The sequence below is a fragment of the Paenibacillus sp. 598K genome (genome assembly GCF_003851045.1).
GTDB lineage: Bacteria > Bacillota > Bacilli > Paenibacillales > Paenibacillaceae > Paenibacillus_D.
In genome coordinates this window covers 63,453-84,822 of the sequence record NZ_BFBX01000130.1, presented here as the reverse complement: position 1 = coordinate 84,822, position 21,370 = coordinate 63,453, and the positions used below count along the sequence as shown (strand labels likewise).

Below are 21,370 nucleotides of genomic sequence, written 5' to 3'. Positions count from 1 at the left end.
GTTTTCCTACGCTCGAAACCGTGCTTTTTCAACAGCCTGAAAAACACCTTTATTTACAGCTAAACAGCACTCAAACCGACAAAAAAATGCAAATGTACACTTAATATCATCCGAATAGCCTGATAGGAGCCCTTTCCTCAAAAACAACTGCACTTTTGCAGTTATATCCAGCCTAAGTCTGGTTAGGGCTACAAATAAAGGTGTTTTTGCAGTTAAGCTCGTGCATGGACCGCTTAATATGCCTACGCGGGGTGTATCGTACGCGCGATCCATGCACCGGCACTTCCCTACTCTAACAACTCCAAATACTTCTCCAGCCCCGCGACCGGGTCCGGGTCCTTCAGCTTCATGCGGCGCAGCGCCTCCACCGTGATGCGCAGCACCGCGTAGTCGCGGTACCAGCGGTTGTCTGCCGGCACGACATGCCAGGGCGCAGCCTCGTTGCAGGCGCTCATCGCTTCCTCGTAATAGGCCTGATAGCGATCCCAATGCTGCCGCTCCTCGATGTCGCTCGGATCGAACTTCCAGTGCTTGCGCGGGTTCTCGATCCGTTTGCGCAGCTTCTTGAGCTGGAACTCCGGCGAGATGTGGAGGAAGATCTTGACGATCGTCACGCCATTGTCGGTCAGCAGCGCCTCGAACTGGTTGATCTGCTCGAACTTGCGCCGGGCCTCGTCGTCCGATACGCGGCCATGCACCCGATTGACCAACACCTCTTCATAGTGCGAACGGTTGAACGTGGCGATCATGCCCAGCTCCGGCACATGACGATGGACCCGCCAGAGGAAATCATGCATCCGCTCCTCCTCGGTCGGCTTCTTGAAGCTATGCGAGGCGATGCCCTGCGGGTTGACGCCGGAGAACACCTCGCGGATGACGCCGTCCTTGCCGCTGCAATCCATCCCCTGCACGACGACCAGCAGCGCCTGCTCGCTACGGGCCGCCAGCTTCTCCTGCAGCTCCTGCAGCTCCTCGCGAAGCCGGTTAACCTCCTTGATCGTCTCCCGCTTGTTTTTGAACGAGCCCGTATCCCCCGGCTGGATCGAGGCCAGGCTAACGTCGGACTTCTCCTTCAACTGCCACTTGCTCATGCGCGATTCACTCCCTTGTCCTCAGGATCGCGGCTCAGACTGACGCCGATACTTACATCTTACCCCATAATAGACCGCGCCTAGCACGATGGCTGCTGCCGCCCCTGCCGCGTAGAGCGGCCACGGGGGGCCGGTGCTGACTTCGCCAAAGGCCACCTTGTGCTGCAAATAATCCACACTCTCATACGCCTGGAGGATATCCGGGACGTAAGTCTCCGTCTGTATCATACCCGTGACGAGCTGCGTCCCGACGACAGTGCCCGCTCCTGCCGCCAGACCGATGCCGATAGACTCTGCCAGGACACGCTTGTCCACCTTCCGATTGCTCATCCCTACTCCTCCATCTCCGTCCAAGATGACCGCAGGTACGCGATCCGCATGCCGGCGCGCTCCATGCTCCGATGACTCGCCGAGAGGAAGCCGCACTGTCCGACGACGCGATCGCAGCCCTGCCGCTTCGCCTCGAAAAACCGACGCTGCAGCAGCCGTTCATGCAAGCCCGTCTTGCGATACGACTGCAAAGTGGCGGCGAAAGTCAACGATGCAGTCCGATCCTTCACGTACATCACGGCAGCGGCAGCCGGACGATCCTCGACGTACGCGATAAAAAACGTCCATCCTGGTCGTCCGAGCAGTACCAGATTATTAGCCGCTACAGCCGGAATGCCCTGCTCAGGCAGGCCAAAGGCTCGGCAATGAATCGCCGCATACGTCTCGATCTCGCTCTCGCGCAGCTTCTCGATCCGCAGCCGCGGCGTCCGGTGCTCCGGCGCCTCCCAGCCGGCGAGATCCATCGTCAGCGAGGCATGCATGCCCGAGGCGTAATAGCCTCGCTTCGCCAGATGATGCAGCGTCTGCCGCTCCTCCAGCCCCGGCACGATCTCGAATTGCGGCTTGCGTTCCTTCTCGCGGTAAAACGCCAGAATCTCGTCGATCGCAGCCGCTCCCGCATTGCCGGCTCCCTTGACCGTGTTAAATCCCGGCCAGGGCATCGTACGGCTATAGAAGCATACCGCTTCGCCGACTGCCTTGATCTCCACACCCTCCGGATTGCCGCTCCGCTCGCGGATGGCGATCATCCGATCGCATTGATAGTCCATCTCGGACGCCTCGACCGCAGCGATAGACTCGCGCGAGGGCAACGTTATTGACTCCATGGGCTTGCCTCCGTTCATTAGGTTCCGATACGCTTGTCCTTATTGTAACGTATAACGTGAGCAGTTGGGATATAGATTAGCTATACGTTTCGCGGACAGTTCAGGTTTCGTGAATCGCGGTGCTCGGACAATGTGCCCCTAACGTCCGAGATTTCCCGAACACCGACCAAGCGCTCGTCCAAGGGAACAAAAGTGCACTGGAGAAGCGGCGCCTAAATAGAAAAGCCAGATTGCGGGCAGCCCAAGGCTCCCAGCAATCCGGCTTATATTCTTTCAAAACAATCTCCCGTTGGCGCATCAGGCCTCGATCGTCGAACTGGCCAGAGTCGCTGCCTGCGCCTCGGTGAGCGTGCCTACGAGCGAATATTGGAGCTCGCCGAACTTCCAGTACAGCTCCGTCAGCGCTGGCTGTGCAAACACCTGGCCTGTCGCGCCGCCGAGATCAATGTCAGTGAACAGATCTGTCGGGAACGTCGCATCCTGCTTGTCGACGCTGAAGGTCAGGTAACCGCCGTCTGCTGTCTCGTACTGGAAATGTACCCGGATGGCCGCTTCGCCAGGATAACCGCTCGATGCGATCTCCACCAGCTTATACTCGGCAGGGATACCCTCGGGGAGACGGATCGGCGCGCCAAGCTTCGCCTCCGCCTCCTCCAGCGAGCCCGGGTTCTCCGTGACAAGCTGCGACAGCTGGCTGCCGCCCACACTGCTGCCAGGACCCGGCTCTACAGTGCTGCCAGGCTGCGTCACATCCGTCCCCGGCAGCAAGCCTGTGCCCGTATCCTGCAACAGCGGGATGCCGATGCCGAGCAGCAAGGCGGCGGCTACCGCTCCTGTCACGAGCCGCTTCCGTCCGGCGGTCCACCAGCTTGCCGATGTTTGGGGCGCTTGCGAGACTTGCGGAGCTTGTGGGGCTTGCGAGACTTGCGTTTGTTGCTTGATCATGTTCATCCACTCCTTTTTTTGGTCGGCGCCCAGTTCGACGCCTTGGAATACATGCGTTTCGAGCTCTTGCCGCAGCTCTCGTCCGAGTCGCTCGTCCTCGGGACCGCGCGGATCATTATAGTTGTCCTTTGGATCATGCGGACCGTTACTGTTATCCTCGGAATTATACGGTTCGCTATTGTTGTTGTCCTCGGGTTCATACGAATCGCTGGAGCTGTTCGCACGATTGTCTCGCCATCTATCTTCGGTCTTGCCATACTTGTTATCGTCTGTCATCCTCAGGCACCTCCTTGTTCATCCCTTGGGCCAGCTGCTCGCGCGCCCGATGCAGACGCCCGCGCACGGTGCCCTCCGGCACCCCCGTCGACTCGGCGATCTCCGTTGTGGAGAACTCCATGTAATAGTAGAGATACAACACTTCGCGATAGGGCGGCGACAGCCGCGCCAGCCGCTGCAGCAGCTCGCTGCGTCCGAGGCGCGCCATCGCCTCTTCCTCTACGCTGCCTGTACGATTGAGGGCCAAGATGCCCGGGTCCGTCGGTTGCTCGGAGGCGGATCGGAGCGCCGTCTTGTCGCGGCACAGGTTGAGGGTGATGCGCGTCAGCCAGGTGAGCACCTTGCTCTGCCCTTTGAACCCCCGCCAGCTGCGATAGGCGCGGAGGAACACCTCCTGGCTGATATCCTCGGCCAAGTGCCGATCCCCGGTATAAAAATAAGCGGTGCGCAGCACATCGTTGCCATGCGCATCCATCATTTGCATCAAGGCCCGGTCTGGGTCTTCCGGGTATCGTTCTCTTTCATCTGAGCCGGCCGGCTTCATCACTTAACCACCTCCAACCTATTAGACGGACAGCACAGCGAATCCGCTACGCCGCCATAACATTTATTTTCGGTTGCCCGGGCGAAATAAAACCCCCGATTCGATCAATCATCGAATCGGGGGTGAACTTGTTAACCTTGCTCGTAAATCCGATGCAGCAGCACCGCCGCTTCGGCCCGCGTCAGCGGAGCCAGCGGATGCAGGCGGCCGTCTGCGCCGAGGATGACCCCAGCCTCGACCAACAGAGCGACCGAGCGCTCGGCATACGGCGCGATCTGCTCCCTGTCGGCGAAGGCCGCCAGCGTCGTCCCGGCGACATCCGGCAAACGATCCAGCGTCTGCAGCGCCCGCGCCGTCATGACGATCATCTCCTGACGGGTGATCGTCTGCGACGGGTAGAATCTCGCGCCGTCGCCCTCTACGATGCCAAGCGCGTAGGCGGCAGTCACCGCGTCATAGTAATAGCGATCCGCCGCAACATCGACGAACGGCGCTCTTCCCGCCATAGCCGAAGCTCCGGCCTCCAGCGGCTGCAGCTCCAGCGTACGCACGAGCAGCGTGACGAAGTCGGCCCGTGTGATGGACTCGCTAGGCGCATAAGCCGATGCGCTCACACCTTGGACGATGCCTTTGGCGGCGAGCGCCTCGATCGCGTGTCTGGCCCAGTCAACGCCCGCGATGTCGGCGAAGGTGCGGTAGTTGTATCCGATGACGAAGGTGCTCAGATGCGCGGTCCGGAACACCATCGCAGCCATCTCTGTATCGTAACGGCCGCCGCTCAGGATCGAGCGTTTGCCCTGTTCATCGACATGCCACACTGCGACGAATGCCGGATGCTGAGCAGGCGCGAGCGTATGCGGAAGCCTCACTGTCAACGGCGAAGCTGCATTGCGCCAGCGGATGTCCTCGCCGTTCACCGCCAGCGCGATCTCCGCCGTCCGCTCGCCTCCCGTCTCGGACACCGCCAGATGCAGGACGATCCTATCCGCTGCTGTATAGTCATAGCCTCGCAATACATCGGCTGGCAGCGTCAGGTCGATGGCGCCGGTGCGGATGCGCACCTCATACGCGCCGCGCTCCCCTTGCAGCATCGCAGCAGGCAGCTCGATCGCATACGCGTTCGCCGAGGTCACTGGCTCATCCGCCGATACGGCGATGATGATCGGACCCTTCCGAGCGCCGCCATGCGCCTCCAGCAGCGCAGTCCACTGCTGCGCCGTAACGGCGGCATGGACCGTGCCGTCCTCCAGCTCGCCTGTCAGCGCCAGGTCTGTATCTCCCGGCTGCTGAGGCTCAGGCGATACTGGCTCCTCTGCCGGTTCCGATACAGGCGGCCACCACGGTCCGCCCGTATACGGCGGCGGTTGCGGCGGCTCGACCGGAGCTGGCGCATTCGTATACCGGATCGCAGGCGTAGGCAGCTCGCCGGCGAGCACGGTATCGCGGATGTCCTCGCCCAGATAGTAGCCGAGATGCGGCGGCTGGTTATAGGCGACATTTTGCCACGCGATCCCCATCCGATAGACCGTATCGTGCATCAAGGTGTAGAGACGATAGTCTGTCGGGATCGTCGTGCTGTAGATGCGGAGCTCCGAGCTGTCCGTCGTCGGCAGGATGACCTCCTCGCGCCAGTCGCCGAGGATATCGGCCTGCAGCGTCGGCGTCGCCTTGGTGCCATTGTTGCTCACCACATCGTCGAACTCGCGCAGCAGCTCCGCCCGTCCTGTCGCTTCGTTATACTTCGTAATTAAGGTATTGTCGAGCAGCTCGTGCAGCAGGTCGCCGTCCCAATAGAGCGCGAAGTTGACGGGTAATCCGGCGCTTCGGAAGCTGTCTGCGACCGTCTCCCCCTGGACATTGTAGATGCCGCCGCCACGCGTCACATCATCGGGCGCCGTGCCCCAGAACTCGTACCCTGGCCGCGATGTGATGTTGGCCGCCAAGCCGCGACCTGCATCGACCGAGCCGTAAAACGACATGATCGTCTCGCCCGTTGCGCCGTCATGGTACTCCAGCGAAGCCACGGCCGGGTCTTCGTGGACGCCGATGAAGTGCAGTCCCTCCCGGTCGGGATCGAAGGCGCCGACATGCATCGCATCGCCGTGCGAGCCCCGCTCGCGGCCCTTCTCGCCGTCCATCATATAGAGGATCGTGCCGTCGTCGTCCAGCACCAGCGAGCCGGCAATGATCTCGTCGCGCCCGTCATTGTCGACATCTCCGGTAGCCAGACTGTGGAAGCCCAGGCCACCTCCCCGTCCCTCCACCGCCGAGTCGAAGGTCCACTCCGTGACCAGCTTGCCGTCAACGAGCGAGTAGGCGATGTAGGTGGTCCGCTCATAATAGCCGCGCCCGTAGACGACACTCGGCTTCTCGCCGTCGAGATAGGCGAGCCCGGCGAGGAAGCGGTCCGAGCGGTTGTGGAAGCTGTCGCCCCAGGAAGCGACATCCCCGAGCGCAAACGCATAGTCCACCGTGTCGATCGCCTCTCCGGTTAATCCGTCGAATACGGTGATATATTCCGGCCCGCCGTACACCTTGCCGGCATCATTCACCCAACGCCCGTCGTCCTCCGGGTTGCCGATGACGCTGATCACCTTGGCCGGGTCGTATACGCCGTCGGTGACGCCGTAGACCGTCGTCGCATCCGCCGTCTTGATCAGCATCTCGCTGCGTCCATCGCCGTCGAGATCGGCGACGATGAACTGATGGTAATGCGCGCCCGAGGTCAGGTTAAAGCCCATATTCATCCGCCACAGCAAGCTGCCGTCGAGCTTGTAGGCATCGAAGATCGTCGGTCCGGTCATGCCCGACTGCGAGCTGTCGATCGCATTGGACGGATACCACTTGACGATAATCTCGTACTCGCCATCGCCGTCCAGATCGCCGACGCTGGCGTCGTTGGCATGATACGTATACGGTCCCGTAGCCGTGACGCCGCCCTCCGGCTGCTGGAGCGGAATCGACAGATAGTCCGTCGCCTGCGCGGTCGCCGAGCCGTCCATCGTCGCCGCGCCGCCGCGCAGCGTCTCGATCGTATAGCGGTCTCCAGGCGATCCGGCCGCATCGGTATAGTTGGTCACGAGCAGCGGCACACTGTTGAGCTTGACGCCATTGCGATACAGGTTAAAGCTCGCGCCCGCCTCATACTCGTCCGCCAGCAGCCGCCAACTGACGAAGATGCCGTCGTCCGACGAGAGCGCCACCACGCTGCGGTCCAGCCACTCTGTATTCCGCGGAGTAGCGGGCGGGTCATGCCGGTTGTAGACGTACAGCAGCGCTGTGACATCGAACGGATTGACCCAACGATCGCCGATATCCAGCTTTCCTCGGAAGGTATAGACGCCAGAGACGTCCGGGTCCCACCCCTCAGTCGGCTCCCATGCGGCGACCGGCACCTCAGCCACCGAGCCGTCCGCCAGCGTCGCCGTCACCTGCTCCGGCAGTCCCAGCTCTGCGAGATCGTCCGAGGCTTCGCTGACATAGATGCGATGATAAGGCAGCGTCGGCACAAGTGTGATCGCATGCTCCGGCAGAGGCGCGACATAGAGCGCGATGTTGTCCAGGTACGTGTCCCAGGTCAGATTATTGCCTGCGGTACGGACACCGGCCAGCCGAATGCCGCCGATCTTGGTGTCCATGACGAGCGGAGCCATCGACAGCGTCCGCGTCTCATCCACTGCCAGCGCCTCGTTCGCCAGATGGAGCCGGATCTCCTGCTCGACATAGTCGAAGGTAATCGTCGTCCGGTACCACGCCTCCGCCTGCGTGATCGGCAGCGTCGCCCGGCCGGAGCCGAGACCCGCATAATACGAGAGCGGAGCGTTATTCGTATGATTAAGCGTCAGGATCGGCTGATTGCTCTCATTGGTAATCTGCAGCTCGCCGCCGTTCTCGTTCGGATGCGAGCCTTTGTTGTTCACCTTGCCGGGATACCAGTCCAGCACGAGCACGACCGACTCGCCGATGTACGGCTCGGCGAAGCGCTTGGTGGCGACACGGCCGCCGGATTGATTGGTAATGTTGAAATGCAGCTTCGATGTCGCATTGCCAGCCAGCTCGGCCGTATGCAAAGCCAGCGTAGCATTGGCCGTAGAGAAGCCCCAGAACGCCGGCAACAGCGGCATCTGATCGCCAAAATCGGTATAGGCCTTCGTCTCGTAGCCTGGCAATGAGGGCGCGCCTCCTGCTGCGGCGACCGTCACCGTCACCTCGGCAGTCACCGCATCGGGGTTAAGCACCTGAGAGAGCCCCGACAGATCGAGCTCGCCCGTGAGCGTGTAGACGCCCTCAGTTGCGCCATCATAGTCTTCGCTCTGCCAGAGGAGCGGGATGCCTGTGCGCAGCGCCCCGTTGCTGAGCCGGATCTCGACCGTCTGTGGCAGGATCGACACGACATCAGCCAATGAAGCGCCCGCGCCGATCGTAAGGCTGACCGCATACGGCGTGACGATCTCCGTCACCGTGCGAGGCTGCTGCTCCGGCGCCGGTTCGGCCGAGGCGTGCAGCGTATAGTTGTCGAGATGCATGACGAAGCCGAGCGTCTGCCCGCTCGCACGATTGCCGACGGTGCGGAGCGCCTTGAGCTGCGGGGTATAATCGATGGACAGCAGACTGATCGGACCGCTGTCCGCGAGCAGCTGGCCGCTGTCTCTCTCCCGGATACGCAGCGCCGCCTGCTCCGTCGCGAAGTCAAAGGCGACCTCCAGCCGCAGCCACTCTGTCGCCTGATGAGAGTCCATCGCCGATGTAAGCGCACTCAAATCTGTGCCGGACGAGCCCGCGCCATACAGGATGCCGCCGCTTGCGCCGCCCCCCTTGACGATGCGGAACACCGGCTTGTCATCAATGTCCACCCAGAGCAGCTCGCTCGAGTTGGCGGCGGTGCTCACATCCTCCGGCCGCCAGTCCAGGGCGAACACCGCCTCCTCCGTGTCGAGCGCGGGGCTGAATGTCTTCGCCGCCGAGCGGCTGCCCGAGCCCGAGCCGGTCACCTTGAGCACTCCGTTCTCCATCGTCACCGCCGCATTGCCGGCGACGAACCCTCCTGTATCCTGCTCGAAGTCTAGCTGCTCCAACAGACTTAGCTGTCCGGTATCTGCCGATGTACCGGCAGCGCTAGTCGTGATGCCGGAATCCCCCATGCCGCCTATCTCGCTGCCCGAGGCTCCGTTTCCATTATTCGAATCGCCAAACTCGTTGCCCGAAGTTTCGAGCTTTGTCTCCATGCCGACAGCCTCTTCGCCCGCTGCTGCAGCCCCCCACCCGATCTGCGACACGATTAGGGCAAGGACCAGCCCCGCCGATACAACCTTCCTGCGCGCTCCTTTTCCTCCACGCTTTCTCTTTCCACGACCAGCTATCATGCGATACGCTCACTCCTTTGCAAGGTTGGTAGAGCTTGTGTGCCGCTGAGCCGCTATTATGCGATGTCCCTTACTTGAGCAGACGGCATCAGTCGGCCATGCATCAAGCTTACTGTACCGGGCAGGTGCCGGAGCGTCTATTCCAACCTTTTGCATTTCATGGAAGGCGGGCACGATGGTCTTCGCAGGGATTCGGTGGTACTCTTTTGCCAAGAGGGCCCGCTCAGGCAGGAATGGAGAATCGATCACTTGGCGGCGCGTGGCAGCCTACGCTCCGTGATCTGGCCGGTCTCCAGATGATACACGTAATAGAGCTGCTGCGTCAGATCGACGAGCGCCAACGCCCGCGACTCCATGATCGCATAGGTGTGCGCGCCGAGGTCGCAATTGATACGAGCGCGATCTCGCACGATAAACTCGCACGGCGTATGCCCATGGATCACCGGCTTGCCTTGCGTCGCATTCAGGATCAGCTCCGCCGGATACGCATAGAAGTCCTGCTCCGACATCCACAGGATCTCCCGATCCTGTGACTCCAGCGCGTCATACGGCACCAGTCCCGCATGCGTATACACATACTCGTCATCTTCGTATACGAGCGGCAGCGCTGCGATCCAGTCGAGACATGCCCGCAGCTCCGACTCGCGACGATACGTCTTGCGCAGCTCAGACAGCGTATGCTTGCCGGCGTGGTCTAGCCACATCTCGGAGCGGCCGTCGAAATGCCAGCTCATCATCTCCTCATGATTGCCGGTCAACGCCGTCACCCGTTCAGGATGAGCAGTCGCCAGCGCGTGAATCTCCCGGAGCACCTGGCCGCTCGCCGGTCCTCGACTTACCATGTCGCCGCCGACGACCAGTGCATCGACTGACGGCTCATAGCGCGCATGCTCCAGCAGCTTCATCAACCCGCAATGCTCGCCATGAATATCCGTTATAAATAATTTCCTCATCCCGTCGCTCCTTGCCCGATGTACGGATTATACCGGCTGCTCGCCGGTGCATCATCTTGTGGATGTCCCAATCACTCGAATCTTCATTGTACCACGGTCCCCGACGAGTAATGAATGGTCAAAAAGGGTAATGTAGGAAGATGGTTAAGAAACGTATTCGAAGGGAGCTGGAAGCATGGACGCTTCGCTAACGCAGAAAAGCAGAGTCGCGCTCGTCACAGGGGCCGGTCAGGGTATCGGTCGAGGCATCGCCAGCGTGCTGGCGCAGAAGGGATATCGTCTGGCGCTCACCTATCATAGCAGCGTCGACGGCATCGAGACATTCGCCCAGGATATGCGGCATACGTACGGCGCGCAGCCAATCGTCCTGCAGTGCGATCTGACCAAGCCGGAGGACGCGCAGCGCATCGTCGCCGAGACGGTAGAAGCTTGCGGTCGTCTCGATCTCGTCGTCAACAATGCCGGGGGTGGCGACAATCGGCCGCTGCTCGACATGTCCGCCGAGGCGATCGCCTCTGTCATCCACCTGGACTATACCGGGCCGATGCTGGTCGCCAAGCACGCCGCCGCCGCGATGATCGAGCAGGAGATCGCAGGCAGTATCCTGTTCATCACCTCCTCGCGCGGCGAGCGGGCCTACCCCGGGGACAGCATCTACGGCGGCATGAAGGCGGCGCTCATCCGCTCCTGCGGCTCCCTCGCGCTGGAGTGGGCGCCGCACGGCATCCGGGTCAACTGCGTCGGCCCGGGTGCGACCGTGCACAACCTCGATCAGGACGCCTACGCCGAGCCGCTCGGACGCAAGATCCCGCTCGGCCGGATGGGCACGCCGTCCGATATCGGCGAGGCGATCGCCTGGCTCGCTTCGCCGCAAGCCTCCTACATTACCGGCATCAATCTGCGCGTCGACGGCGGCCTCATCTTGCCCGGTATGCCTGAGGACACATCAGAGGCAGCCGGCTATGGATGGGGGCAGGTGTACGAGCCGAAGCCTGAGCAGTAGCCTGTGCCGGACGCGCCTCGTGCCGGGTGCGCACCGCCGGGCATGTACCGCTTCTGCATCCGATACCCAAACAGAGGCCGATTTTTGTGCGATTTTTCGCACATCTCGGGGCCACGAGGGCAGTTTACCCAGAACTTATGCGATTTTTCGCACATCTCGGAGCCATGAGGGCAGTTTACCCAGAACTTGTGCGATTTTTCGCACATCTCGGAGCCATGAGGGCAGTTTACCCAGAACTTATGCGATTTTTCGCACATCTCGGGGTCCCGAGGACAGCTTACCCAAAACTTATGCGATTTTTCATTTTTCGCACACATCTTCCCCCCGACACCCCTCGCTCCAACCCGCTCTAACCCGTTTTCCCCACACACATCCCGAACCAAGGGCACCCGCACGTTTATTCGAGCGGCTCGGCGTACCCTACATCCCGTAATCGATTGATTAATTCTCTAAACACCATTGAATTATAATTCATAATATTGTATATTAATTCAATCTTATCTTGTTCAAACTCACTTTCTAACTCCACCCTTGAAAGGCGTGCTGATCTTGTCCTTCAAAGAAATCGAAGAGCTCTCCCTTAACCATTGGCAGCCACTATCCACCGTGCTGTATGACGGCTGGGTGTTGCGCTTTGCTGACGGGTATACGAAACGCGCCAACTCCATCCAGCCGCTCTACGACTCCTCGCTGCCGATCGCGACGAAGCTAGACGCATGTGAAGACATGTACCGCAGCCAAGGGCTGGCAACCGTATTCAAGCTCTCGCCCTATACAAAACCGATGCCGCTGGACGACGAGCTAAGCCAACGAGGCTACCGGTTCGCCGAAGAGACGAGCGTGCAGATGCTTGAGCTGGATGCGCTGCCGTCTCCCGATCCTGCCGTCCGAGCGAAGATCGAGCCGTTGTCCAGCGCGTGGATCGCACACTTCTGCCGATTATCACATGTTGATCCAAGACATCATCCGACCTTGTCTCAGATGCTGCAGCGGATTGTGGCGCAGAGCGGTTATGTATCTATCATTGCCGGAGGTCAGGTGGCGGGATGCGGGTTAGGCGTCGTGGATGGGGCGTACGTCGGACTGTACAACGTGGTTATTGATCAAGCCTTGCGGGGGCGAGGTCTCGGGGAGCAGATGCTGTTGCAACTGCTGCATTGGGGCCGCAGCCCAGGCGCGAGCCGCAGTTGCCTGGCTGTCGTCCTCTCGAACGCGCCTGCGATGCGGCTCTACGCCAAGCTGGGTTACAGCGAAGTGTATCGGTACTGGTACCGGATCAACGACTCGACGGCTCGCGCGAGCCACTGATTGCCGTTACTCCCATCCGAAGCTACCCAACACACGGCGTGACGGCTTGAAGGGTGTCGGCTATGCACCGTTGATCGCTTCGCGTGCTGCCCGGGTCAGCTTTGCCCATACGAGCTGATACGACTCCTCCAGCATCGTCAGGATGACGTCATTGGGCACGCGCCCGTTGAGGAGCACGGTGTTCCAGTGTTTTTTGTTCATGTGATAACCCGGAATGACGGCGCCCGGATAGGTCTCCCGCTGCAACCAGGCTTCCTCTGGCTGCGTCTTCAGATTGACACGCTCTACTCCCTCATGAACGCCGAACAAGGCAAACATCTTACTGCCGACGAACAGTACGGGGATGTCGGGGTCAAACGGGTAGCGAAGCGCCGTTCCTGGCCGAGACAGTCCCTCGCGCATCAACTGCCGGGTATCCAATCCGCCGATATCTAATCCCCCGCTATTCGGATGCCCGTTTCTCATTGGAATTCCTCCGGATTCTCCCCGGCTCGCGCGATGCGGATGATCGCGAAGTAGTCGGCCAGCTCATCCCGCGTCACGCCCATCCGCTCCAGGTACAGATCGGTCAACTGCTCCCTCATCCGCAAGACCGACTCGCGATCTCCCGCCCCTTCGGGCACTGGCGTGTATTGCATCAGATAGACCGAACGCGCGATATCGTAGCGGCGATCGCCGTGGCAAATATTCATAAAGTCGATGATAACCGGCCCCCGCTCGGTCAGCAAAATATTGGCCGGATGCAGGTCGCCGTGGCACAGCGTGTCGCCATCCGCCAAGCGATCCACTCGCGCGAGCGCAGCCTCTCGATCAGCCTCGTCCACCGATTCGGCTCGCCCGATCGCCCAGCGCAGGAAATCCTTGCAGTCCGCCACGCCCGACACGCGCTGCTCCAGCAACGCTCGATGCACGGTCGCCATCTGCTCCGCGCAGCCTGCCAGATCGCCCGTGCGCATGACCCAATCGAGCAGCGATTCGCCCTCGGTGCGCTCATACACGATGCCATTGCGTTCCTCGAGCACTACCCGTTCATAGACGATTGGCTTCGGGAAGTCCAAGTCCCGGATCGCCAGAGCATTGTCGTATTCGCGAGCCACCGCGTCTTCATCGTAGCCCTCCCGGAACAGCTTGAGCGCCTTCCTCTCTTCCCAGGCATAGACGACTGCGGTATTCCCCTCGCCGATGCTTCGCAGCTCTTGCAGCTTCTTTTCCTCCATATGTAGCCCTCCCAGGGATAAGCGAGGAAGCGCGACTGCGCTTCCTCGCTTTTTCTGCAACGATCGTAACTAGCTGCTTCTATTATAGCTTATTTCGATCCCTTGATGGCAGCCAGCGGTTTGCATTTGGCGACCACGGCCGCCAGACCGGCGCCGGTGACGCTGTCGATGATCTCGTCTACGTTTTTGTACGCTTGCGGCGATTCGTCGAGGATCGACTCCAGCGAATGATGATTGACGACGATCTCCTCGGGCGTGCCGATCTTCATCGCGCCTGCGAACTCTTCGACCGTTACGAGCCGTTTGGTCGCAGACCGCGAGCGGACCCGACCAGCTCCGTGGCAGATGGAGTAATAATTGTCCGCTCCGCCCGGCAGGCCGACCATCAGATACGAAGCCGTGCCCATCGAGCCCGGGATGAGCGCCGGATGACCGGTGCTGCGGTAAGGCTTCGGATTGTCGGGATGCCCAGCCGGCAACGCTCGGGTCGTCCCCTTGCGATGGACGAACAGCTCGCCCAGTCCGTCATGCTGCTCGCTCCAGGCATAGTTGTGCATCAGATCGTAGAGCGTCGGCAGCTCGCACTTGGTGCCGAACACGTCGCGGAACGCTTCGCGGATCGCATAGGCGATCAGATGGCGGTTGACGACCGCATAGTTCAGCGCCGAATACATCAGATGCAGATAACGTTGTCCCTCGGGATGGTCGAGCGGCGCGAACAGCAGGCGCGGGTCAGCAGTGCCCAGACCAAGCTCCCGCATCGCCCGGCCGAAGCCGGCTGTGGCGCTCTGGCTGACCGCGCCGCCCCAGGCGCGCGAGCCGGAGTGGATCATGACGATGACCTGGCCGTCGAACAGCCCCCATGCCTCAGCGGTCGCTCGCTGCGCCTCATCGATCTCGATCGTCTGAATCTCCGCGAAGTGATTGCCGCCGCCCAAGGTGCCGAGCTGCCGGTGCGACCGATGCCAGGTTGCATCGGGGATGTCGTCCAGGACGCTCTCATCGAAGGCGAAGCGGCTGCTCTCCACATGCGAGAGCGCCGTCGACTTGCGCGGCGTGTAGCTGTCGGGCAAGTATTTGCCTGGCAGACCGTGCAGCCCCTTACGTACGATATGCTCCAGACGAATGTCGGAGAACGCGCCTCGCGCATGCGCCTCCATCGGCAGATGACGCTCGATCTTGCGCACCAGCTTGCGGCGCAGCTCGACGTCCTGCAGGTCGCGCTTGTGCAGCGGCGTCAGATGGACGCGCATACCGCAGCCGATGTCGCTGCCGACGATCGACGGCGACACATAGCCGCCCTTCTCGCTCCAGACCGCTGTCGTGCCGATACACGTACCGACGCCGACATGGACATCCGGTGTATAGCTCATATAGCGAATGTTCGGGATATGGAGGTTATTGTCCGCCATCTCCAGTACCTTGTAATCGAGGGTTGCGAACTGCTGCTCGCTGGCGTAGACGCGCAGGCGACCGCCTGGCAGCTCGACCTCGTGTTCATATCGGGCCTGCTCGCCCGAAAGAGGATGTAATGTTCCCATAGACTATATATTCCTTTCTAGATGTAATTACAAAAAAACACAAAAAAGCCATGGATCGACGATCCATGACTTCTCGGGAAAATGGCTGCGCACAGACAAGGGCGCCTCTGTGCCCTGCTGAAGCTACAGCCGCTGACGCGCGTCAACCGCGCATCATGTTGTCCGATCGAGACCGATGGAATCGTGTGTGGTGTATGCAATTAGTGCGTTGATCTGAATATCCGCCATGACCCATCGGCCTCCCTTCACTGAATGATAGCTCCAACTATACTGCCTCGCCTGCCACTTTGTCAACCCTATTAATGGAAACCTGCGCTTGCCAGACGCCGCGTCTCCCCCGTTCCTACCCTTCGCTCCCCGGCTGGATGTAGATCATGATCTCGTCCGCCCTCACCACAACCCGCCCACAGACCGAGGCTTTGGCACGCCCCAGCACGAATCCGCGCTTCGTCTTGGTCACCTCGTACTCCAGCTCGAGGCGATCTCCGGGGACAGCCTCGCTCAGAACCTCGACGCCCTTCAGCGAGGACAGGAAGCCGATCCCGCCCTCCCCCTGAATAGCGGTGAATGCGCCCAATTGAGCTAACGCCTCGATAATCATCGTGCTCGGCATTTGCGGCGCGTGCGCGCTCATATACCATTCGCTCGCGCTGACCAGCTTGTAGCCCTTCACCCGGCGTCCCGGCTCCAGCTCATCGATCCCGTCCACCATCAGGAAGGGATAGCGGTGCGGCAGCACCTTAGTGATCTCGTTCATGTGTCATTCTCCTCTATGGATCGGATTAGCTACAGACAGCGTCCGATAGCTGCCGGCCTCGTAGATCAGACCGTTCAACTGCTGACCGTAGGCGCAGCCGCCGTCGATGCCGATTTTGCCGTCGCCGAACCAGACGTCAGCCGAGCCATGCAGCTCGACCGTACGGGTATGGCCGAATATGACCGTCTTGTCCGGGAGCGGCGCAGCCTGGTGGAACGGCGCCTTGATATACATGAAGTCATGCTCCGGCTGCTCCCGCCAGTCCTCGTAAGCCGGGTTGATCCCGGCGTGGACGAATAGATGGCAATCGTCCTCATGATAGAGCGGCAGCGAGGCAAGAAACTCGATATGATGTCCGTACCGGCTGCCGATCTCGCCTCTCGCCCGGGCTACCATGTCGGCATCCACCTGCTCGGCGCTCACGCCGCAATAGCTCTGCACTGTCTGCGCGCCGCCATGGGTCAGGAATCGCTCGGCCACCGTCCCGTCCGCGCCGCGTACCAGATCGACCAGTCGCTGATCGTGATTGCCGCGCAGGGCGATGCAGCGAGGCTGACGCGACAGCTCCATCATAGTCGACCGTCTCCCGGCTCTGCGGTCCCCGGTCGACATAATCGCCGAGTAGCAGCAACGTATCTACACCTGGCACATACCGCATCTGCTCGAGCAGGAGCCGGAGCGCCTCGACGCAGCCGTGGATGTCGCTAATCATCAGTGTTCTGTTCATTCACTTCCCCCTGTCTCCGGTGTATCCAGCCAATCCAGCAGCTCGCCCAGGCGATGGATCGTCAGATCTGGCGCCACCCTCAACTCCTCGGGCCACGGCTGATTGACCTTGAGCCAGATCGTCCGCATCCCCAGCTCCGCAGCGGCCGCGATATCATTAACCGGATGATCGCCGACGAACAGACAGTCTTGGGCCGTGACGTCGAGCCGTCTCAACGCCATCTCGAAGATCGCCGGGTCCGGCTTCCTGACACCCGCTTCCTCGGAGACGAGCGTCGCGTCAAAAGCGTCCCGGATGCCGAGCCGATCGAGCTTGCCATACTGCACAGCCGTCTTGCCATTGGTGATGAGCGCGAGCTTGCAGCCGAGCGATCGCGCCAGCGCCAGCGTCTCGCGCGCTTCCGGCATCAGGACAGCCTCTCTCACATATTGCTCCAGGTAAAATGCCATCAGCTCGGCAGCCTCGGGCCGTCGCTGCCACGGCAGCTCCTCGACCAGTTCGGCGAACAGCTCATCCTTGTCCTTGTAGCCGTCGCGATCCCGCTCGACGATCATCGCGCAGATCTCCTCGGCAGGCGCGAGATGGCCAAGGTAGGTCTCGACCAGCCGATCGACAAACGCTCGAAAGGTCCTTGTCCGATCCAGCAGCGTATTGTCCAGGTCAAATAGAATGGCTTGCGGTTTCATCGCTGCGCCTCCCCCGGTATGTAGATCACATTCTCAAACTTGGCCCCGTAGCCGTCCTTGCCGATATGAGGCTCGATCGCCCATCTCTTGCCAGCCAGCGGCTCGCTCGCATGCACAGGGCTAAGGTAGGTCCGCAACGCCTGCCGCTGTCCGTCCTCAATCGAGTGGCCGATGTTGCCGCCCGGGTCCAGCAGCGCGTACCCGCGCTCCCGGATCAACGACTCGCAATAGTCGAACAGCTCGCCGATTGTGCTCGCCCGGGCGGCATAAGCATAGGTCTGGGCAAAAATATCCCGGGCATCTGCCACTAGACGCTCCCAAGCAGGGTCGGGAGCCGTGCCGACCAGGATCGTCTCCGAATAATCGCCCCACCGTCCATCCACCAGCGGACTGTAGTCGACCAGCACGATGTCTGTCTCCTGCAGATACACATCGTCGGCTGGCAGGTGTCCGCCTCGCGTGCAATAGACCGTATTCGCGCCAAAATTAACGAGCATCGGGTACCAAAAATCGTCGGCTCCCAGCTCGCGCATGACGGCTTCGCAGATGTCAGCAAATGCCCGCTCCGAGATCCCAGGCTTCAACCACGCCTTGGAGCGTCTGCATGCCTCCATCGCGACTTCCTGCGCATTCATATCTGTTCCCCCTTGTCCCTCCAAGCCCAGTCCCGTCCTCCATTATGCCAGCTCGCGCTCCCACACGCCGGCTTCGCCGAGGAAGTCGTCGCGCGACAGTCCCGTCTCTCCCAACAGCTCGCGATATCCATTGATCGTACCGTCGTGGCTGATGAACAGCGTCCTTGGGAAATCGAGCAGACGGAGGGCATGTATCAATCGCTCCGCACGCGCGGCGAACTCATCCGACGCCATCGTGTTGATGCTCTCCTCCCAGCAAGCGGACGGCTCGTCGGTCAGGACGGTCAGCATCGGATAAGCGTCGCCGAGCTCCTCGCGGCTCAGGATGCGATCGCATCCGAACGGTTGCCTGGCTGGCGCTGAGGGACTATCTGGCGGCGGATACATCCGCGGGCCGACGAGCGGCGTCGTCAGCAGCGCCGCATCCTTGATCTCCGCGGTCAAGATAAGCGCCGTCTCGATCGTGCGCACAGTCGGGCTGACGAGCAGCAGATCCTGCGAGGTGACCTGTATTCGCTCGCGCAGCCGATCCACCTGCGCTTGTCCGCGCGCCGTCAGCCTAGGATGGATCAGCTCGAGCCGATCGGGCACAGGCAAGTTATGCTCGCCTTGCCCATGCCGGATAAACAGTAGCTTCATAACGAATCCCGCCTCCCATTAGTTCGAGTAGAACAGACGTATCCTGGAGCACTGTCTTACACATATTGGGATTATACCACATGCTGCGCCGAGCCGGGAGGATCCCTCCCGACAACGGGCAACCATCAACACCCTTGGACCACCCGGGTCGACATCCATCGCATCGCAAAAAGTCCCGTATCGATGACAGCCATTGTATCGATACGGGACTTGGCAGGCGAGGGATGCTCTGTAATGCTGCTAAGGCCGATAGATCCGTAAGTAGCTATCGGCTCCGCGCTGGAATTCGTAAGCCGAGGCGACCACCTCAGACTGCCATTGTTGCTCTTCGATCAACTGCAAGATCGCCTCAAGATGCGCAGACTGGGCTCCCTGATGATCTACGAGCGGGAACACTCGAATCTCGCGGCTCGTCACCCGCATCAGCTCAAGGATCGTCGCTCGATGGAAGTCCAGGTCCAGCCGCTCGGAGTAGGTGAACAGCAGATGTGCGGACAAGGTCAGGTCGAACTCCCCATCCTCGAAGGGCAGCTGTGGGAGCACAGCCTGCACGTAGCGCGATGGGTGCAGCAGCCGATCTGCAGTGTTCTCCTCCAGCGCCCTGAGTCTGCTTGCCTCCAGCGAGGCCACCGAGTCAAAGTAGCGCCAGACGAAGCTTTCCTGCGCCGCAGCTACTTGCTGCATGGCATGCGTCACATCCTGGAGCCCCTTGACTCGCAATTCCTCCGCCCCGAAGGCATAAGCGATGTCCGCTGCTGTCGCATCGCTACCGATGCGATGAGCATAGGCTGTAAACGAGCACGCGCCTGCAGGACAGTCCAGCAGTTTGCTCTGACGAATCTCAGCCTCGGTCAGATTAAACATGGCCATATATTCCTCTTCTGTACGGCCAATGAAAACAATTCGCTCCAGCTCAAAGCCGTTGGTACTTGTCAATAAAATACCTCCATAGCAACAAGTATTGTGTGAAGATCAAGCGGTGGCCGTCTGTTGCTGTCTGACGACGATCTGGCAGGCGAAGCAACTGCCGCACTGCGGCCTCGAATCGACGAGCCATACATCGCCGTTCATCCGTTCGGCCAGTTGCTTGCAGATCGACAACCCGAGACCGGCGCCGCTGTATTTGCCGGTGCCCTTCTCATCATGAACCTGCGAGAACGAGCGGAACAGCAGCTCCTGCCGCTCCACCGGAATGCCGATCCCGGTGTCCCTCACCTCGCAAGTAATGACGACGATATCGTCAATGCCCATCTCCGCGCGCACCGTCACGTCCACGCCGCCCTCATCAGTGAATTTCAAGGCGTTGCCGATCAGGTTGATCAGAATCTGACGGAGCTTGTTGCTATCGCCGACCAGTTCATGATCATGATCCAGGCGAGAGGTGAAGAGGAGCCCTTTACGAGCAGCCTCATGAGTAAACAGCGTGTGGATATAGTTGACGACCTCGCTAAGTCGGAACGGATGATCGGATAGCTCGATCGACTCCGCTTCATTGCGCGAGTAGGCGAGGATCTGATCCATCATCGACAGCAACGAGGAGCCGCTCAGCTCGATCACCTCGGTGTAGCCGCGCTGCTCCTCGGTCAGCTCTGTCGCCTGGAGTAGACTGGTCATACCGATGATACCGTTCATCGGCGTGCGGATCTCATGGCTGAGGACAGCCAGCAGATTGGCCTTCTCCTCCATCTGCTTGGCGGTCTTCTCCTCGGAGGCACGCAGCTGCTCCAGCGCATCATCCATCTCAAGCAACCGGGTAAAAAACTCCGAGAGCGACACCATCAGGTCGATATCTTTGTCGGTAAACTGGTAGTACTCGTGGTCAAATGCGCACAAAGACCCGTACTTCTCGCCTTTCGCATCAAGGATCGGCACGCCAAGAAAAGAACACCCGCCGACGAACTGGGTAGCATCCATGTCTTTGGTCAGCGGGTGAGTCAAATTATTATCGATCACTAACGGACCCTCAGCATGACGGGAGACGAGAGCGCAGTAGGACTCCGGGTTAGCCACGACCAGTCCCTCGTTCAGCATCACCTTGTCGCGGTTGAACGCCTTGATGACCTTCGTATTGTGAGGATCGAAATTGGCGATACAAAATGTATTGGCAGGGATTAGACGACTGGCTGTCTCCATTAGATGAGCTGCAGCGTCATATACTTTATGCGAAACAATCGACAGCACATCGATATACCCGGTTATGAGCACAACCTATGCCTCCCTTATGTTTGTAAGATGCACTCAGTATAGCATACCGTGTGTTCCTTGTCTTACTGTAGACTGATGCGCTTCCTCAAGCGACGTAATATGTAAAGGAACTCCTTGCGGGGGAGACGCAACCAGAGAACGCCGATCCATATAAACGCCACGCGAGGTGACAGCGACGCGAGGGAACGCCGCACGTGTGGCATGCCATCCGAGGGGAACGACGCTCCATAGGAACATAGATGTCGTTATTCGGCCTCACATCACCGTTTCGGCTAACATTAGGAACATAGGTAACCTTAATCGGCCAGTCTCTCCCGGTTTTG

At 60.3% G+C, this 21,370-nt stretch carries 19 protein-coding genes and 1 pseudogene; 2 read left to right on the top strand and 18 right to left on the bottom strand.

The annotated features are described in order from the left end of the window. Positions 1–287: 287 nt before the first annotated feature. The 7 genes from PA598K_RS30060 to PA598K_RS30030 all read right to left on the bottom strand — a co-directional run bounded on the left by PA598K_RS30060 (position 288) and on the right by PA598K_RS30030 (position 10,329). Positions 288–1,091 (bottom strand): PPK2 family polyphosphate kinase, encoded by an 804-nt coding sequence (locus PA598K_RS30060; protein ID WP_128660472.1) that lies wholly within the window; start codon positions 1,089–1,091, stop codon positions 288–290. Between the two features lie 21 nt (positions 1,092–1,112). Continuing rightward, positions 1,113–1,421: a hypothetical protein gene (locus PA598K_RS39105; RefSeq protein WP_128660471.1), complete on the bottom strand. Its 309-nt coding sequence runs from the start codon at positions 1,419–1,421 to the stop codon at positions 1,113–1,115. A 2-nt stretch (positions 1,422–1,423) separates the two neighbouring features. Continuing rightward, a complete protein-coding gene (locus PA598K_RS30050) occupies positions 1,424–2,248 on the bottom strand; it encodes a GNAT family N-acetyltransferase (RefSeq protein WP_128660470.1) in 825 nt (274 codons plus the stop codon). A gap of 297 nt (positions 2,249–2,545) precedes the next feature. Further along, positions 2,546–3,469: a hypothetical protein gene (locus tag PA598K_RS30045; protein WP_128660469.1), complete on the bottom strand. Its 924-nt coding sequence runs from the start codon at positions 3,467–3,469 to the stop codon at positions 2,546–2,548. Further along, the gene (locus PA598K_RS30040; RefSeq protein WP_128660481.1) at positions 3,456–4,013 is read right to left on the bottom strand and encodes a sigma-70 family RNA polymerase sigma factor; all 558 of its coding nucleotides are present in this window, start codon (positions 4,011–4,013) and stop codon (positions 3,456–3,458) included. The genes PA598K_RS30045 and PA598K_RS30040 overlap by 14 nt, the downstream gene beginning before the upstream one ends. A gap of 131 nt (positions 4,014–4,144) precedes the next feature. Next, positions 4,145–9,238, bottom strand: coding sequence for a rhamnogalacturonan lyase family protein (locus PA598K_RS30035; RefSeq protein WP_128660468.1), 5,094 nt, complete (start codon positions 9,236–9,238; stop codon positions 4,145–4,147). A gap of 383 nt (positions 9,239–9,621) precedes the next feature. After that, complete coding sequence (locus PA598K_RS30030) at positions 9,622–10,329, bottom strand: metallophosphoesterase (RefSeq protein ID WP_128660467.1); 708 nt, start codon at positions 10,327–10,329, stop codon at positions 9,622–9,624. A gap of 175 nt (positions 10,330–10,504) precedes the next feature. Here PA598K_RS30030 and PA598K_RS30025 point away from each other — a divergent pair, with 175 nt between their 5' ends. Both PA598K_RS30025 and PA598K_RS30020 read left to right on the top strand, forming a co-directional pair. Further along, positions 10,505–11,332 (top strand): SDR family NAD(P)-dependent oxidoreductase, encoded by an 828-nt coding sequence (locus PA598K_RS30025; RefSeq protein WP_128660466.1) that lies wholly within the window; start codon positions 10,505–10,507, stop codon positions 11,330–11,332. A 549-nt stretch (positions 11,333–11,881) separates the two neighbouring features. Further along, positions 11,882–12,640 (top strand): GNAT family N-acetyltransferase, encoded by a 759-nt coding sequence (locus PA598K_RS30020; RefSeq protein WP_260405684.1) that lies wholly within the window; start codon positions 11,882–11,884, stop codon positions 12,638–12,640. A gap of 60 nt (positions 12,641–12,700) precedes the next feature. Here PA598K_RS30020 and PA598K_RS30015 read toward each other — a convergent pair whose 3' ends face one another. The 11 genes and pseudogenes from PA598K_RS30015 to PA598K_RS29970 form a co-directional block, all read right to left on the bottom strand. After that, positions 12,701–13,105: an MmcQ/YjbR family DNA-binding protein gene (locus tag PA598K_RS30015; protein WP_260405683.1), complete on the bottom strand. Its 405-nt coding sequence runs from the start codon at positions 13,103–13,105 to the stop codon at positions 12,701–12,703. Continuing rightward, the gene (locus tag PA598K_RS30010) at positions 13,102–13,857 is read right to left on the bottom strand and encodes a phosphotransferase family protein (RefSeq protein WP_128660465.1); all 756 of its coding nucleotides are present in this window, start codon (positions 13,855–13,857) and stop codon (positions 13,102–13,104) included. Before PA598K_RS30010 ends, PA598K_RS30015 begins: the two co-directional genes overlap by 4 nt. 89 nt (positions 13,858–13,946) lie before the next feature. After that, positions 13,947–15,398: an RtcB family protein gene (locus tag PA598K_RS30005; RefSeq protein ID WP_128660464.1), complete on the bottom strand. Its 1,452-nt coding sequence runs from the start codon at positions 15,396–15,398 to the stop codon at positions 13,947–13,949. A gap of 343 nt (positions 15,399–15,741) precedes the next feature. Beyond that, a complete protein-coding gene (locus tag PA598K_RS30000; protein ID WP_128660463.1) occupies positions 15,742–16,155 on the bottom strand; it encodes a 3-hydroxyacyl-ACP dehydratase FabZ family protein in 414 nt (137 codons plus the stop codon). 3 nt (positions 16,156–16,158) lie between these two features. Then, positions 16,159–16,728: a serine/threonine protein phosphatase gene (locus tag PA598K_RS29995; protein WP_260405687.1), complete on the bottom strand. Its 570-nt coding sequence runs from the start codon at positions 16,726–16,728 to the stop codon at positions 16,159–16,161. A gap of 58 nt (positions 16,729–16,786) precedes the next feature. Beyond that, positions 16,787–16,867: pseudogene (locus tag PA598K_RS38370) on the bottom strand (serine/threonine protein phosphatase); the annotation flags it as partial. An 11-nt stretch (positions 16,868–16,878) separates the two neighbouring features. Then, positions 16,879–17,568 (bottom strand): HAD family hydrolase, encoded by a 690-nt coding sequence (locus PA598K_RS29990; RefSeq protein ID WP_128660462.1) that lies wholly within the window; start codon positions 17,566–17,568, stop codon positions 16,879–16,881. Further along, positions 17,565–18,203 (bottom strand): M24 family metallopeptidase, encoded by a 639-nt coding sequence (locus PA598K_RS29985; protein ID WP_128660461.1) that lies wholly within the window; start codon positions 18,201–18,203, stop codon positions 17,565–17,567. The genes PA598K_RS29990 and PA598K_RS29985 overlap by 4 nt, the downstream gene beginning before the upstream one ends. A 42-nt stretch (positions 18,204–18,245) precedes the next feature. Then, positions 18,246–18,842: a histidine phosphatase family protein gene (locus PA598K_RS29980; RefSeq protein WP_128660460.1), complete on the bottom strand. Its 597-nt coding sequence runs from the start codon at positions 18,840–18,842 to the stop codon at positions 18,246–18,248. Positions 18,843–19,082: 240 nt separating this feature from the next. Next, positions 19,083–19,778, bottom strand: coding sequence for an SAM-dependent methyltransferase (locus PA598K_RS29975; RefSeq protein WP_128660459.1), 696 nt, complete (start codon positions 19,776–19,778; stop codon positions 19,083–19,085). Between the two features lie 36 nt (positions 19,779–19,814). Further along, positions 19,815–21,047 (bottom strand): GAF domain-containing sensor histidine kinase, encoded by a 1,233-nt coding sequence (locus tag PA598K_RS29970; protein ID WP_128660458.1) that lies wholly within the window; start codon positions 21,045–21,047, stop codon positions 19,815–19,817. Positions 21,048–21,370 lie beyond the last annotated feature (323 nt).

Excerpts from the sequence above, each read along its gene's own strand:
- PA598K_RS30025 (WP_128660466.1), top strand. The coding sequence starts at position 10,505 with ATGGACGCTTCGCTAACGCAGAAAAGCAGAGTCGCGCTCGTCACAGGG.
- PA598K_RS29990 (WP_128660462.1), bottom strand. The coding sequence starts at position 17,568 with ATGAAACCGCAAGCCATTCTATTTGACCTGGACAATACGCTGCTGGAT.
- PA598K_RS30040 (WP_128660481.1), bottom strand. The coding sequence starts at position 4,013 with ATGAAGCCGGCCGGCTCAGATGAAAGAGAACGATACCCGGAAGACCCA.
- PA598K_RS30050 (WP_128660470.1), bottom strand. The coding sequence starts at position 2,248 with ATGGAGTCAATAACGTTGCCCTCGCGCGAGTCTATCGCTGCGGTCGAG.
- PA598K_RS30035 (WP_128660468.1), bottom strand. The coding sequence starts at position 9,238 with ATGGAGACAAAGCTCGAAACTTCGGGCAACGAGTTTGGCGATTCGAAT.
- PA598K_RS30010 (WP_128660465.1), bottom strand. The coding sequence starts at position 13,857 with ATGGAGGAAAAGAAGCTGCAAGAGCTGCGAAGCATCGGCGAGGGGAAT.
- PA598K_RS30045 (WP_128660469.1), bottom strand. The coding sequence starts at position 3,469 with ATGACAGACGATAACAAGTATGGCAAGACCGAAGATAGATGGCGAGAC.
- PA598K_RS39105 (WP_128660471.1), bottom strand. The coding sequence starts at position 1,421 with ATGAGCAATCGGAAGGTGGACAAGCGTGTCCTGGCAGAGTCTATCGGC.
- PA598K_RS30005 (WP_128660464.1), bottom strand. The coding sequence starts at position 15,398 with ATGGGAACATTACATCCTCTTTCGGGCGAGCAGGCCCGATATGAACAC.
- PA598K_RS29980 (WP_128660460.1), bottom strand. The coding sequence starts at position 18,842 with ATGAAGCTACTGTTTATCCGGCATGGGCAAGGCGAGCATAACTTGCCT.
- PA598K_RS29995 (WP_260405687.1), bottom strand. The coding sequence starts at position 16,728 with ATGATGGAGCTGTCGCGTCAGCCTCGCTGCATCGCCCTGCGCGGCAAT.
- PA598K_RS30015 (WP_260405683.1), bottom strand. The coding sequence starts at position 13,105 with ATGAGAAACGGGCATCCGAATAGCGGGGGATTAGATATCGGCGGATTG.
- PA598K_RS30060 (WP_128660472.1), bottom strand. The coding sequence starts at position 1,091 with ATGAGCAAGTGGCAGTTGAAGGAGAAGTCCGACGTTAGCCTGGCCTCG.
- PA598K_RS30030 (WP_128660467.1), bottom strand. The coding sequence starts at position 10,329 with ATGAGGAAATTATTTATAACGGATATTCATGGCGAGCATTGCGGGTTG.
- PA598K_RS30000 (WP_128660463.1), bottom strand. The coding sequence starts at position 16,155 with ATGAACGAGATCACTAAGGTGCTGCCGCACCGCTATCCCTTCCTGATG.
- PA598K_RS29985 (WP_128660461.1), bottom strand. The coding sequence starts at position 18,203 with ATGAATGCGCAGGAAGTCGCGATGGAGGCATGCAGACGCTCCAAGGCG.